This window comes from Flavobacterium sp. KH_001 (assembly GCF_057840745.1).
Window position 1 is genome coordinate 2,727,142 of record NZ_CM174520.1, and the last position, 13,326, is coordinate 2,740,467.

A 13,326-nucleotide genomic window follows, 5' to 3' on the forward strand; every position below is an offset into this window, starting at 1 on the left:
GGTTCGGTTAAGTCAATTTGGCTGATAATTGTTGTGCTTTTTTGTGTACTATAAAAGGGTAAACTAAATAATAATAGGAGATTAAACTCAAGGTTGACAGTATTATAAGAATGCTTAACCAAATAGGCATATCAATAGAATATCGGGTAATAAAACCTTCCAGAAAACCGGCCATAAAAGTAAATGGAAGTGTGCTTAGGTATATTTTGAAACTGTTTTTGAATCCAATTTTAAAAGAATTTAATCTCGAAAAAGTCTTAGGAAAAAGGATAGAAGCGCCAAAAATAAACCCGGCTGCCGACTCAATTACAATGGCAAAAATTTCCATAGAACCGTGAATCCAGATACCACGAACACTTTTCCAGAAAACACCATGCTCGAAGAAAAAATACTGAAAGGAACCCAGCATAATACAGTTTTGTAATAAATAATAGAAAGTACCAAGTCCGCCAAAAATGCCATAAAAATAGCATGCAGCTCCCACCTGAATATTGTTTACCGTAATACCAATAAAAGTTCCCCAGTTGGCAGAAGAACCGTAAACAGCCATCGGATTTCCTTTTTTGATGTTTTCCAACGTCATGTTCACATAATCATCGCCCATAATTAATCGGGTAAAATCAGGATCATAACGGGCAGAAATAACGCCTATAGCAACGAAAGCAAAAAAGAAAACAAAAGCATAAACTAAATATCTTTTGTATTCATAAACAAGCAACGGAACTTCGGTTACAAAAAACTCGACAAGTCTGTTTTTTTCTGTTCTTTTCGTTTTATATATTTTTTGATAAATCTGAGAAGCAAGATGATTTAAGTAAATAACCGTTTTACTTTTTGGATAATAAGTTTGCGCATAGGCGAGGTCATTCATCATTTGAATGTACAAATTAGCTAACTCATCAGGATTTTTTTTAGCTTTACCAAAAATAGCGAGTTCAAACTCCAGCCATTTTTCTTTATTTTGTTTTATGAAGGCAACTTCTCTCATTGTAGGCTAAAATATAAAATATGTCAGAATTATCTATTAATACAACACAAAATGTTAAAATAAATTTTATTGCTGCCTCTGTTGGCGAGCGATTGGGGTCTTATATTATTGATTTAATCATTAAAGGATCTTATTTACTGGTTGTTGGTTTGGTACTTTTTTACTTTTTTCATTTTGAAAGAGTGCTCGATTCATTGGATACCTGGTCGATCAGAGCCGTTGTTTTTATTATAAGTTTCCCTATTTTGATCTATACTATTACCTTAGAAAGTGTTTTTGAAGGACAAACTTTTGGTAAAAAACTATTAAAAATAAAAGTGGTTAAAATTGATGGTTATCAGGCTGGCTTTGGAGATTATTTTATCCGTTGGTTTTTTAGATTGGTTGATTTTTCGATTATGGGCGGAATGGTCGCTTTGATATCTATAGTTACAAGTAAAAAGTCACAACGATTAGGCGATATGGCAGCGGGAACAGCTGTTATTACTTTAAAAAACAGAATTAATATCAGTCATACAATTCTTGAAGAAATTGGAACTTCTTATGTTCCGACCTATCCTTTGGTCATAAAATTATCTGACAACGATATGCGAATCATAAAGGAAACTTTTCAGAAAGCGGTGAAGAAAAATGATCATGAAATTATTTATAAACTGGTTGCCAAAATTGAAAGTGTAACCGGAATTAAAAACCAATCTGGCGATAACAGCGATTTTATTAAAGTGGTTTTGAAAGACTATAATTATTATACTCAGAATATGTAATTCTGAGACGCTAAGATTCTGAGGGACTAAGGGGCTAAGGTTTTTTATCTTGATGTTATAAATCTTCTTTTGAAAATGAGTGCCCTAGCCCTGATGGGAGGGAAAATCCTTTTGTGCCGGTCCCGATAGCTATCGGGAGGCACAAAAGATTGGAAGGAACAGCAGGAACCAGCTCCTGAAAAATCTTATTCTTATTTGTAATCTATAATGGTTTTTGTAAGATGATTTCTTAACTTTGTTAAGGACGTTAATTTTTCAAATTTAATTTAATCTAAATACCATGAAAATAAAGAAAGTTATTGCAGTAATTTTGATGTTGTTTGTATCTGTTTTTGGTTTCGCTCAAGGTGGAAAAAAACTAGATAAAATTATTAAAAGAGATTATACAATTATTGAATGTACAATTGCTAAAATGTCGGATCAAACGGTTGAATATTCATTGCCGGGAGAAACGTTACAAATTTCGCTTGCTGTTTCTCAAATTGCGAGAATTGATTTTGGAAGTGGCCGTTCACAAACTTTTGATACTTCGTCTGCAAGTAATGCTGCACCAAGCAGTTCTGGTCAGGCTGTAGCTGCGGCAGAAATGAAACCAAATACAATTGCAGTTTTGCCTGTACCATATGTAAATTCAGATACACAACAAGGATCTGAAGATATGGCGAAATTTGCACAAAACGATATGTATAACAAATTGTTAGATAAATCAGCTAATATTTTTCCGTTAACTGTTCAGGATTTAAGAACTACAAATAGTTTATTGCACAAAGCGGGAATTGATCATACAAATATCGATGAAACGCCAATTGCAGATCTGGAAAAAATTCTTGGAGTTGATAATATTATAGCGGCAAAAATTTCTTATACAATGTCAACTAGTTCAACCGCATCTACTTATGGAAGCGGAAGTACGACAATAAGCAACAATGATAAAAAGGTTAAATCGAGTGATTATTCGACTACAACGGCTAATACGCAAATGTATTATTACTATAATGTGTATTTTGATATGTATAAAAATACCACAAAAATTTATTCGCAAACCCGTAAACCTTTCCTTAACCTAAAAGACAGCTGGATCGATTCGATTACTTATTTGTTGAAAAGAAGTCCGATTTATACTAAGAAATAGATTTTAAGAATAAAGAATAAAGAATAAAGAATAAAGAATAAAGAGAATAGAATAAAGAGAATAGAATAAAGAGTAAAGAGACAAGAGAACTACCTTTGCACCTCTGCACCTTTGAGCCTTTGAACCTAAAAAAAAGAAATGTTCCACTTATTAGATATTATCGGTACAATGGCTTTTGCTATGTCCGGCGCTTTAACGGCAATGCATAAAAAACTGGATCCGTTTGGGGTTTTTATTATTGCTTTTGTAACGGCGGTGGGGGGCGGAACACTTCGTGATGTTTTAATTGGCAGAACGCCGGTGGGCTGGATGAAAGATTTGCAATACGTTTATGTGATTATTTTAGGTTTTTTTCTTGCGATTCTTTTCCGTAAAAAGTTTGAAAAATTAAGAACCTCTTTGTTTTTATTTGATACAATTGGTTTAGGCGTTTTTACTTTAATTGGTCTGGAGAAAGGTATCTCAAAAGGATTGCATCCTGTAATTTGTATTGCTTTAGGAACTATGACAGCTTGTTTTGGAGGTGTAATTCGGGATATTTTATGTACCGAGATTCCAACGATTTTTAGAAGAGAAATCTATGCTACGATTTGCATTTTTGGCGGAATCGTGTTTTTCGCATTAAGAAGTCTGAATCTGGATAACGATGTTTTATATTTACTGACTTCGGTTGTGATTATTACCGTACGTTTGCTGGCGGTAAAATTTAAATGGTATTTACCGGCGTTCAGTCATAAATAAGATTTTATAAAATAATAATTGAAGATTTTTAGCCACGAATTCACGAATTTTATTGTTTTTTGTTAATGATAATTCTTGAATTCGTGGCTATTTTTTCACTTGAAGAAATAATTAACAGGACTTGAAAATGAGTGAATTCTCTATAAAAAAATACGATCAAAACGATTACGCCATCTGGAACGATTTTGTCGCTCTGGCCAAAAATGCTACGTTTTTGTTTCATCGTGATTTTATGGAATATCACCAGGATCGTTTTGAAGATTTTTCGCTTTTGGTTTTTGAAAATGGAAAACTAAAAGCAGTTTTGCCCGCCAATATAAAAGGAAAATCGGTCCACTCTCATCAGGGATTAACTTATGGGGGTTTATTGTTTTCGTCTAAATTGAAGGCAGAAAAAGTCGAGTCAATTTTAGATGAAATTTTATTATTCTTAAAGAAAAATACAATTGAAGCTTTTCATTATAAACCTATCCCAAGTTTCTATTTTCCGAAGGGAAATCAGGAAATTGATTTCTTTTTGCATAATAGAGGCGCTTTGTCAGAGCGAAAAGAAATGAATTTGGCTGTAAATCTACAATTGCCTTTACATATTTCTAAAAGCAAAATGAAGCATTTTAGAAGGATTGAGAATCTTGATTTGGATATTATAGAAGAAAAACATTTTGAACCTTTTTGGGAAACGATTCTGGAGCCAAGATTATTGGAAAAATTCAATGCAAAACCCGTTCATACTAAAGAAGAAATAGCCTTGTTAAAGCAAAAATTTCCTGAAAAGATCAGGCAATATTCTGTTTATCAAAATGATGAGATTATTGCGGGAATAACTATTTTTGAAACGGAGAATGTAGTCAAATCGCAATACGGCGCCACTTCTGAAAAAGGCGAGCAAGTAAGAGCACTAGACTTTTTATTCATTAATTTGATGCATAAATACAAACGTAAAGGCAAGAAGTTTTTTGATATGGGGATTGTAAATTCAGAGGATGAAAAAGGGTATCATCCCGGACTTTTGCAACAAAAAGAAGAATTAGGCTGTGCTGTTTACAATCAGGATTTTTATAAAATCGATATTAAATGATACCATTTCTGGATCTAAAAAAAATAAACGAACCTTATGAAACTGCTTTTCAGGAAAAACTGAAACTGGTTTTAAACAACGGTTGGTATATTTTAGGGAAGGAATTGGAAACTTTTGAAAAGGCTTTCGCCGAATACAACCAAACGAAATATTGCATTGGAGTAGGGAATGGTTTTGATGCCTTAGTCCTGATATTTAAAGGCTACATTCAGTTGGGAAAACTCCGAAAAGGAGATGAAGTTATCGTTCCGGCAAATACTTATATTGCCAGTATTTTAGCGATTTTGCAAGCTGATTTGATTCCGGTTTTAGTCGAACCAAAATTAGAAACCTACAACATCAATCCGGATTTGATTCAGGAGAAAATTACTTCAAAAACAAAAGCCATTTTAGTTGTTCATTTGTATGGACAATTGGCCGAAATGGAAAAAATAAATGAAATCGCAATTCAAAATAATTTAATTATTGTTGAAGATTTGGCGCAGTCACATGGAGCTGTATCAAATTCCAAAAAAGAAGTACCAAATTCCAAACTTGACGGCAATGTAAGATCTGCAATAGCTTTCAGCTTTTATCCTGGAAAAAATCTAGGATGTTTGGGTGACGGTGGAGCGATTACGACAAACGATTCAGAGTTGGCGAAAATTATTTTCTCTCTTCGGAATTATGGTTCTGAACAAAAATATTATAACGAATATATTGGTGTAAATTCCAGATTAGATGAACTACAGGCTGCTTTTTTAAATCTGAAATTACCTAATTTAGATGCTGATAATAATAAACGTCGTGTTATTGCAAAACGCTATTTATCTGAAATCAAAAATGACAAAATAATACTTCCGTTTTGGGATTTTTCGAGTAATCATGTGTTTCATTTGTTTGTGATTAGAACTGACAATAGAGAAGCTTTGCAGGAATATTTAACGCAAAATAATATTCAGACTGTAATACATTATCCAATTCCACCACACAAACAAAAGGCATTTAAAGAATGGAATAATTCGTCATTTCCTATTACGGAGAAAATTCACAATGAAGTTTTGAGTTTACCAATGAGTCCGGTTTTAACAGAGACTGAAGTTGATTTTATCGTCGAAACTTTAAACCAATACTAATTAGTGTCTGATAGCAAATCTTCATATCAGCAGATTCTAAAAACAACTTCACTTTTTGGAGGAGTTCAATTTTTTAATATTTTAATTTCGATTATCAGAACCAAATTAATAGCAGTTTTTATCGGCCCGGCGGGAATGGGAATCATTGCTTTGCTGAATTCAACTTTGAGTGTCATAAGTAGTATTTCGGGCTTCGGAATCGAAACCAGCGCTGTAAAAAATATCTCAGAAGAGTATAAAAACAACGATTTAAAAACCGTTTCAAAGACTATTCAAATCGTAAAAAGAATTGTTTTTTTTACTGGTATTTTCGGAATGTTGCTGACGATTCTTTTTTCAAAAGCATTGAGCATCATTACTTTTGGAGATTCGGATCAGACTTATTCCTTTGTATTCATTGCAATAACCGTTTTATTCAAGCAATTATCGTCAGGTCAATTAGCCGTTTTGCAAGGTTTGCGACAAATGAAATTGCTGGCCAAAGCCAATTTATATGGCAATTTATTTGGCTTACTTTTTTCGATTCCGCTGTATTACTTTTTAAGAGTTGATGCCATAATTCCAACCATAATAATTGCGTCTTTATCAGCTTTAATTTTCTCTTTTTATTATTCGAATAAAATCAAAACTGAAAAAGAAATCGTTTCTAATCGGGGACTTTTATTAGAAGGAAAAGCAATTGTGAAATTGGGCTTTATGCTGACGATAAGTAGCGTTTTGACACTTTTATCAACGTATTTGGTTCAGATTTATATCGGAAAAAATGGAGGCTTAGAACAAGTCGGATTTTACAACGCTGGTTTTACATTGCTAAACTCTTATGTCGGAATAATTTTTACTGTTATGAGCACCGATTATTTTCCGAAATTATCTTCCATTAATTCTGATAATGATAAGGTTAGAGAAAGTGTTGTGCAACAAGCGTTCATTTCAATCATTATTATAACACCTATTATTCTCTTGTTTCTGACTTTCGTTTCGGTCATAATTCCAATAATTTATAACCCTAATTTCAATGCTATTATTCCGATGGTTTGTTTCGGAATTATAGGAATGTTGTTCCGCGCGGTTTCCTGGGCAGTGGGTTTCATTTTAATTGCAAAAGGCGATTCGAAAATGTTTATTAAAACAGCAATTGGTTTTAATATTCTATCGTTAGTAATGAATATTTTAGGTTATTATTTTTACGGTTTGGAAGGTTTAGGATTTAGTTTCTGTTTATATTTTTTGTTCCATTTTATTGGATTAAAAATCATTACCAAAAATCGCTATGATTTCTATTTTAATCCTGATTTTTATAAAGCTTATTTCGTATGTTTTGCAATTTGTATTAGCACATTTTTGCTTCGATATATCGAAATTCCAGTTTTAAAATACAGTTTAATGACCTTAATGATTTTAATTTCATTTGCTTTTAGTTTTTATCAATTGAATAAAAAGATGAATGTAAACGAAATATTTACGTCATTTGTTCAGCGAAAAAAAGATAAAAATGATTCAGAACAGCTATAGAAAATGTCGCTCTTTTTATCATAAACTCCGGTTTTACTGCAAAGTAAACTGGATCAAAACGCTGTACTTTAATTTTAAAAAATTCCCTTTTGAAACGGCTAAAAAGCTTCCGGTTTTCTTTTACGGAAGAGTAAAATTTACTTCGATAAAAGGAGAGATCCAGATTGAAGGAAAGATCCAAAAAGGAATGATTGGTTTTGGCCAGCCTTACGAACTGAATTCGGCTCACAAAGGTATAGCTGAAATCTTTATTTTGGGAAAATTGACTTTCAAAGGAAAGTTTCAATTTGGAAAAGATTGTTTTGTATTTGTTGGAGAAAATGCCGTTTGTGAATTAGGAAATCTGGCTTCAATGGCATCAGGTGGAAAAATAATTTGTACCGAAAAAATCGTTCTGGGAGATTATGCAAGATTTGGTTCTGAAGCTCAGATTATAGATACCAATTTCCATGATTTAATTGATACGCAAACAGGCGAAAAATTGCAAAAATCAGCTCCTATTTTTATTGGAAATTACAATTTTGGAAGCAACAGGGTTTCGATCATGAAAGGAACGCAAACGCCCAATTTCTGCACCATAGCATCGAATAGTTTGTGTACAAAAGATTATAAAAATTTAGGAGAAAATATTTTAATTGGAGGAATTCCGGCAAAATTAATAAGAAATAATATTTCTAGAGATTGGGAAGGCGAAAAACAACAATTGGATGATTTTTTGACGGTTTAATAAATAAGAAATCCGTTTTTATCCGCGTCTTCGCTTGAGCGAATCCGTTTTATCCGCGTTCTTTAAGCAACGCGTATAAAACGGATTTTTCTTAATTTTTTGCTTAACTCATTTACAGAAAATTATCCTGAATCTTTGCTTTATTTCCAATAAAATGTACTTGAATAACAACTTGTAATCAGCAGTTTTAAAAGCCAAAATCATTTCAAAATGCATTCTTTTCAAAATCGCTTTATGTTCGATTTTAGAACAGTTTAAAGCGATTGCTTTCTGAATTATTAAATAGGTCGAATAATTTATTCTCTTAGATCTCGCATCATTTTTAATGAAAAAATGAGTTCCAAATGAAGTGGACGAAATCCTTTTTTTGATTAAAATTTCATCAATATAATCAAAATCATAAACTCTGGAAGCGCGAATCCAAAGATCTAAATCTTCATAAGCGAGATTCTCGTCGTAACCATTCAAAGCATCAAAAACTGATTTTTTAACCATGGATGAAACAGAGCAAATACTATTTCCGCCAGTAATAACACTCAAATAAATATCTCCGGTTGCTCTTTTTTCGATTGTCTTTTTATCGGAATCAACTGGGAAATAATAAAAATAGAAATCGCCTTTTTCATTAATTAATTCGGCATTTCCATAAACAACGCCTAAGTTTTTGAACGAACTTTCCTGAAAAGCTTTTAATTGTAAAGAAACGCAATTTGGGAGTAAAATATCGTCGCAAGCTAAATCAATGATATAATCGCCTTTAGCTAATTTTAATGCTTTATTGAAGGATTTTGTGCTTCCTAAATTGGTTTCATTCGCTATAAATTGAATTTCAGGATAATCAACAAGCCATTTTTGAATTACTTCTTTAGAATTATCGGTGCTAAAATCATCTACAACAATTACTTCAATAAAAGGATAATCCTGATGTATTGCCGAAAATAAACTCTCCACAACATACTTTTCCTGATTGTAACACAAGCAAATAATGGTCACTAATGATTTATCTTGCATATTGTTTTTAAAGAGTTATATATTTGATACGAAAATAAGAAATCACGGATGATAATGTCTCACAAAAAAAAGAAAATTGCTTTAATTGGCTATCGCTTAAGCGGAGGCGGGAGCGATAAAGTGATGGCGAATTTGTCTATATTTTTTGAAAGAGAAGGTTTTGAAGTTGATATCATTATCGTTTTGGATGAAGTTAGTTTTCCCTATTCGGGAAAATTAGTAAATCTCGGATTACTCAAAAACAAGAGCAACGGATTCTTCAATAAAGCCAAAAGATTATGGGCTTTACGAAAATATATGAACGAGAATAAATTTGATTTCATCATCGATTTTCGCTTTCGAACTAAAGTGATTCAAGAACTTATTTTAGCGAGATTAATTTACAATACGAAGACCATTTTTACCGTTCATAGTTTTTTGATCGATCATTATATGCCTGATAATTCATGGTTAACGAGATTAATGTACAATTACTGTCTAGCTAATGTGGCAATCACGGCTGAAATGAAAACATTGATCGAAAATAAACATCAATTACAAAATGTTGTTACAATTCCTAATCCAATTTATTTAGAGGAAATTCTTGAAAAGCAAAAAGAAAATATCAAAATTGGATTCGATTTTATTGTGGCAGTTGGGCAATATGAAAACGAAATAAAACAGTTTGATAAACTGATTTCAAGTTATGCGAAATCTAATTTGCCACAAAAGCAAATTCATCTGATTATTGTGGGAGATGGAAACGGCATAAAACTCAGAAAAATAGCATTTGAGAATGATATTGAGGAATTTGTTCATCTTGTAGGATATCAAACCAATCCTTTTCAGTTTATGGTTAAAGCTAAATTCTTAGTTTTATGCAGTAAAAATGAAGGGTTACCGAATGTTATTTTAGAATCTTTGGCCTGTAAAACGCCGGTTGTTTCTTTCGATTGTGATTTTGGACCAAGAGATATTATTACTTCTTTTGAAAATGGAATTTTGGTAGAAAATCAGAATTGGGGAAAATTGACAGAAGTAATGAATTTATTGGTTTCGGATGAAGTTTTATATCAATATTGCAAAGAAAATACACTTGAAAGTATTCAGCCTTTTTTATTAGAAAAAATTGGACAAGAATGGCTACATTTACTCAAAGCCAATTAAAATATGACGACAATTCAGGACATAGCATTGTTAAAAATTCCGGTTGTAGAAGACTTAAGCGGGAATTTGGCTTTTATTCAAAATGATATATTACCGTTTGAGTTCAAACGCGTTTATTATCTTTTTGATGTGCCGAGCAGTGCTTTTCGTGGCGGACATTCGCATATTGAACAGCATGAAGTTTTAATCGCTTTAAGTGGAAGTTTTGAAGTCACTTTAAACGACGGAACTAATAAAAAAAGTTATTTACTGAACAAGCCCAATATTGGCTTGCATCTTCCAAAAGGAATTTGGAGAGAACTGGAAAACTTTTCTTCCGGTGCTGTTTGTCTGGTTTTGGCTTCGGATGTTTTTGAAGAATCCGATTATATTCGGGATTATGATGTTTTTTTGAAATCTAAAAAATGAGACTGCTTTACATTGTTCCAAAAATAAAAACGGCTGGCGGAGTTGCCAGAGTTCTGGCTATTAAAGCCAATTACTTTGTGGAACATTTTGGATATGAAGTTCATATTCTGTCTCAAAATGAAAAGAATGAAATGCCATTTTATGAATTCGATTCAGAGATTGTTTTTCATAATATGATTTTGAAAGGAAATGTTTTTAACTTTTTCAATTCTTTTCAAAAGCAAATAAATCAAAAGATAAATCAAATAAAACCAGATGTTATTTTGGTTGCCGATAATGGATTAAAAGCGTTTGTTTTTCCTTTTATAGCCAAAACGAAAACTCCAATTGTATTTGAATGTCATGGTTCTAAATTTATTGAAGAAGAAATTCAGAAGACGAATTTTATCTCCAAATCACTTGAGAAAATAAAATATGGATTTAAAGATTTTGGCGTCCAAAAATTTATCAAAATAGTAGCACTTTCAGAAGAAAATTTAAAAGAATGGAGTGCTGAAAACGGCGTTGTGATTCCGAATCCGTCCTGGATAAAAACTAAAAAAAATGCTGATTTAAAACAGAAAAAAGTAATTGCAATTGCACGAAATTCTTATGAAAAAGGTTTAGACAGATTGCTTTTAATTTGGAAGGAAATCGGAGAGAAATATCCGGATTGGACATTAGATATTTATACAGATGACGTCGATTCTTTAGAACAGGAAGCTTTAAAATTAGAAATAGAATCGGGAATCAATTATCTGCATTTTGTTAAAAATATTCAAAAAAAATATCTGAAAGCCTCTATTTGTGTGATGACTTCAAGAACAGAAGGTTTTCCAATGGTTTTGTTGGAAGCATTAGCTTCTGGTTTGCCTTGTATCGCTTATGATTGCCCAACCGGCCCGCGTGCGATAATTACAAATGCAGAAAATGGTTTTTTAATCCCGGATAATAATATTGAAATGTTTGTTGAAAAACTTTCTTTTTTGATTGAAAATGAAGAAGTTCGAGGGAAATTTGGTTTGGATGCTAAAGAGACTTCAAAACAATATTCAGTCAAAAAGATAATGGAGCAGTGGAGGGAGTTTTTGGAGAGTTTGAATTTTAATTAAACTTTTTTAAACGGCAAAAATATCCCAACTTATAAAGATCAAACAAAAACAAAGAAGGATTTTCAGAAAGTAAATTCCGTTCAACTTTGATTTGATTTTTTTTGAAAAGGAAAGATAAAATTTTTGTTAGTTTTAGTTTTTTCAGAAGTTCAAATGCTTTTATTATTTTACTTTCTTTTGAAGAAATTTTCTTTGAATTATAAAGAAAAACAAGGTTTTCTAAAGCGGTTTTCGTTTTATTCAAAAAGACTTCAGAAGTCTCTAAATTCAAATGAAAAGTTGGATTTTCAATTAAGGAAACTTCAAAATTATTTTTCTTTAAAAGAGAGAAAAAACACAAATCTTCATAACCGTATTTTGTAATAGAATCGTCAAAAGGATGTTGCAGAAAAACTTCTTTTTTGACCACTAAATTAGAAGTTAAAAGAGAATAAGTTTCTCTTTTTTGTCCATAAATCCAGCGCAAAAGTTTTTCTTTTTCAGGTTTTTTATCTTCATAAATAATTCCACCAAAAAATATATTTTTTGATGAATCTGAAATTACTTCAACATAGTTTTTAATGAAATTAAAGTCAGTTGGAAAAGTATCGCAGTCTAAAATCAATAACCAATTATAAATTGCTTTTTGAGCTAAAGAATTGATGTTTTTTCCTCTTCCTAAATTGATTTCATTTATAAAAAATGAACAATTGGGAAGAAGATTAATTTCTTGACTGAGAATGTTTTTTGGTGAATTTGATGCATCGTCCTGACAAAGAATTTCAAAAGTAATTCCACTAGCATTACATTGCTTTACTAACTCATTTACAAGTGGTAAAACAGTATAATTATAAACCGGAATTAAGATGGAGAACATTACACAGAGCGTTGCACCACTTCGAAGATTCTTTCATCTTCGCACTTCAAAGTTTTAGATGGGAATTTCATTAACAAAGCATAATCGTGCGTTGCCATGATAACCGTTTTGCCAAGAGCATTGATGTTTTTCAATACTTCAAGAACTTCAGAGCTTGTTTGTGGATCAAGGTTTCCGGTTGGTTCATCGGCAAGGATGAATTCAGGATCGTTTAATAAGGCACGTGCAATAGCAACACGTTGTTGTTCCCCTCCGGAAAGCTGATGCGGCATTTTATTAACGAAATCTTTCATACCAACTTTATCCAAAACTTCATCGATTTTGTGTTCCATGGCTTCTTTTTCAGTCCATCCCGTTGCCTTCAAAACAAACAACATATTGTCTTTTATAGAACGGTCCGGAAGCAATTTAAAGTCCTGAAATACAATTCCAATTTTACGTCTCAAATACGGAATGTCACTTTCTTTTAGAGTTGCCAGGTCAAACTCAACTATATGACCTTCACCTTCGCTTAAAGGTAAATCTGCGTATAAAGTTTTTAAGAAACTACTTTTTCCGGAACCAGTTTTTCCAATGATGTAGATGAATTCGCCATGCTGAACATCTAAATTAATATGAGATAAAATTTTTCTTCCTTCCTGATATATAGTGACTTCTTTAAGAGACAGTACGGTTTGTGACATAATAAAATTGATTTGATTGGTAAAAGTAAGAAGTTAACGGTTGGATTCAAAATAAATTTCAATCATTTCTGATA

At 32.0% G+C, this 13,326-nt stretch carries 14 protein-coding genes; 10 read left to right on the forward strand and 4 right to left on the reverse strand.

The window, feature by feature from the left end:
* Positions 1 to 7 precede the first annotated feature (7 nt).
* The gene (locus AC3ITQ_RS11805; protein WP_489234447.1) at positions 8 to 988 is read right to left on the reverse strand and encodes a stage II sporulation protein M; all 981 of its coding nucleotides are present in this window, start codon (positions 986 to 988) and stop codon (positions 8 to 10) included.
* A 20-nt stretch (positions 989 to 1,008) separates the two neighbouring features.
* On the opposite strand from AC3ITQ_RS11805, the gene AC3ITQ_RS11810 reads away from it, so the two are divergent.
* From AC3ITQ_RS11810 to AC3ITQ_RS11840, 7 genes are all read left to right on the forward strand, one after another.
* Complete coding sequence (locus AC3ITQ_RS11810; protein WP_375033379.1) at positions 1,009 to 1,752, forward strand: RDD family protein; 744 nt, start codon at positions 1,009 to 1,011, stop codon at positions 1,750 to 1,752.
* Between the two features lie 280 nt (positions 1,753 to 2,032).
* Positions 2,033 to 2,884 carry a hypothetical protein gene (locus tag AC3ITQ_RS11815; protein ID WP_489234448.1) on the forward strand — a complete coding sequence of 284 codons (852 nt, stop codon included), beginning with the start codon at positions 2,033 to 2,035 and terminating at the stop codon, positions 2,882 to 2,884.
* Positions 2,885 to 3,022: 138 nt separating this feature from the next.
* Complete coding sequence (locus AC3ITQ_RS11820) at positions 3,023 to 3,625, forward strand: trimeric intracellular cation channel family protein (protein ID WP_194657611.1); 603 nt, start codon at positions 3,023 to 3,025, stop codon at positions 3,623 to 3,625.
* A gap of 127 nt (positions 3,626 to 3,752) precedes the next feature.
* The gene (locus AC3ITQ_RS11825; protein ID WP_489234449.1) at positions 3,753 to 4,703 is read left to right on the forward strand and encodes a FemAB family protein; all 951 of its coding nucleotides are present in this window, start codon (positions 3,753 to 3,755) and stop codon (positions 4,701 to 4,703) included.
* Positions 4,700 to 5,818, forward strand: coding sequence for a DegT/DnrJ/EryC1/StrS family aminotransferase (locus AC3ITQ_RS11830; protein WP_489234450.1), 1,119 nt, complete (start codon positions 4,700 to 4,702; stop codon positions 5,816 to 5,818). The genes AC3ITQ_RS11825 and AC3ITQ_RS11830 overlap by 4 nt, the downstream gene beginning before the upstream one ends.
* 3 nt (positions 5,819 to 5,821) lie before the next feature.
* Positions 5,822 to 7,330, forward strand: coding sequence for an O-antigen translocase (locus AC3ITQ_RS11835; protein ID WP_489234451.1), 1,509 nt, complete (start codon positions 5,822 to 5,824; stop codon positions 7,328 to 7,330).
* Entirely contained in the window at positions 7,311 to 8,057 is a 747-nt protein-coding gene (locus AC3ITQ_RS11840) for an acyltransferase (RefSeq protein ID WP_489234452.1), read from the forward strand. The genes AC3ITQ_RS11835 and AC3ITQ_RS11840 overlap by 20 nt, the downstream gene beginning before the upstream one ends.
* A gap of 108 nt (positions 8,058 to 8,165) precedes the next feature.
* Here AC3ITQ_RS11840 and AC3ITQ_RS11845 read toward each other — a convergent pair whose 3' ends face one another.
* Positions 8,166 to 9,068 (reverse strand): glycosyltransferase, encoded by a 903-nt coding sequence (locus AC3ITQ_RS11845; RefSeq protein ID WP_489234453.1) that lies wholly within the window; start codon positions 9,066 to 9,068, stop codon positions 8,166 to 8,168.
* A 54-nt stretch (positions 9,069 to 9,122) separates the two neighbouring features.
* On the opposite strand from AC3ITQ_RS11845, the gene AC3ITQ_RS11850 reads away from it, so the two are divergent.
* The 3 genes from AC3ITQ_RS11850 to AC3ITQ_RS11860 are packed head-to-tail and all read left to right on the forward strand — an operon-like array spanning position 9,123 to position 11,713.
* Positions 9,123 to 10,214, forward strand: a complete 1,092-nt coding sequence (locus AC3ITQ_RS11850; protein WP_489234454.1) for a glycosyltransferase — start codon at positions 9,123 to 9,125, stop codon at positions 10,212 to 10,214.
* Positions 10,215 to 10,217: 3 nt separating this feature from the next.
* The gene (locus tag AC3ITQ_RS11855) at positions 10,218 to 10,622 is read left to right on the forward strand and encodes a sugar 3,4-ketoisomerase (RefSeq protein WP_072975734.1); all 405 of its coding nucleotides are present in this window, start codon (positions 10,218 to 10,220) and stop codon (positions 10,620 to 10,622) included.
* Complete coding sequence (locus AC3ITQ_RS11860; RefSeq protein ID WP_489234455.1) at positions 10,619 to 11,713, forward strand: glycosyltransferase family 4 protein; 1,095 nt, start codon at positions 10,619 to 10,621, stop codon at positions 11,711 to 11,713. Before AC3ITQ_RS11855 ends, AC3ITQ_RS11860 begins: the two co-directional genes overlap by 4 nt.
* Here the strand turns inward: AC3ITQ_RS11860 and AC3ITQ_RS11865 are convergent.
* Positions 11,706 to 12,569 carry a glycosyltransferase family 2 protein gene (locus AC3ITQ_RS11865; protein WP_489234456.1) on the reverse strand — a complete coding sequence of 288 codons (864 nt, stop codon included), beginning with the start codon at positions 12,567 to 12,569 and terminating at the stop codon, positions 11,706 to 11,708. The genes AC3ITQ_RS11860 and AC3ITQ_RS11865 overlap by 8 nt on opposite strands.
* A complete protein-coding gene (locus AC3ITQ_RS11870) occupies positions 12,569 to 13,252 on the reverse strand; it encodes a cell division ATP-binding protein FtsE (protein WP_074656568.1) in 684 nt (227 codons plus the stop codon). The genes AC3ITQ_RS11865 and AC3ITQ_RS11870 overlap by 1 nt, the downstream gene beginning before the upstream one ends.
* Positions 13,253 to 13,326 lie beyond the last annotated feature (74 nt).

Coding starts and splice junctions, on each gene's coding strand:
- AC3ITQ_RS11805 (WP_489234447.1), bottom strand. CDS start 988: ATGAGAGAAGTTGCCTTCATAAAACAAAATAAAGAAAAATGGCTGGAG.
- AC3ITQ_RS11810 (WP_375033379.1), top strand. CDS start 1,009: ATGTCAGAATTATCTATTAATACAACACAAAATGTTAAAATAAATTTT.
- AC3ITQ_RS11815 (WP_489234448.1), top strand. CDS start 2,033: ATGAAAATAAAGAAAGTTATTGCAGTAATTTTGATGTTGTTTGTATCT.
- AC3ITQ_RS11820 (WP_194657611.1), top strand. CDS start 3,023: ATGTTCCACTTATTAGATATTATCGGTACAATGGCTTTTGCTATGTCC.
- AC3ITQ_RS11825 (WP_489234449.1), top strand. CDS start 3,753: ATGAGTGAATTCTCTATAAAAAAATACGATCAAAACGATTACGCCATC.
- AC3ITQ_RS11830 (WP_489234450.1), top strand. CDS start 4,700: ATGATACCATTTCTGGATCTAAAAAAAATAAACGAACCTTATGAAACT.
- AC3ITQ_RS11840 (WP_489234452.1), top strand. CDS start 7,311: ATGATTCAGAACAGCTATAGAAAATGTCGCTCTTTTTATCATAAACTC.
- AC3ITQ_RS11845 (WP_489234453.1), bottom strand. CDS start 9,068: ATGCAAGATAAATCATTAGTGACCATTATTTGCTTGTGTTACAATCAG.
- AC3ITQ_RS11850 (WP_489234454.1), top strand. CDS start 9,123: ATGTCTCACAAAAAAAAGAAAATTGCTTTAATTGGCTATCGCTTAAGC.
- AC3ITQ_RS11855 (WP_072975734.1), top strand. CDS start 10,218: ATGACGACAATTCAGGACATAGCATTGTTAAAAATTCCGGTTGTAGAA.
- AC3ITQ_RS11860 (WP_489234455.1), top strand. CDS start 10,619: ATGAGACTGCTTTACATTGTTCCAAAAATAAAAACGGCTGGCGGAGTT.
- AC3ITQ_RS11865 (WP_489234456.1), bottom strand. CDS start 12,569: ATGTTCTCCATCTTAATTCCGGTTTATAATTATACTGTTTTACCACTT.
- AC3ITQ_RS11870 (WP_074656568.1), bottom strand. CDS start 13,252: ATGTCACAAACCGTACTGTCTCTTAAAGAAGTCACTATATATCAGGAA.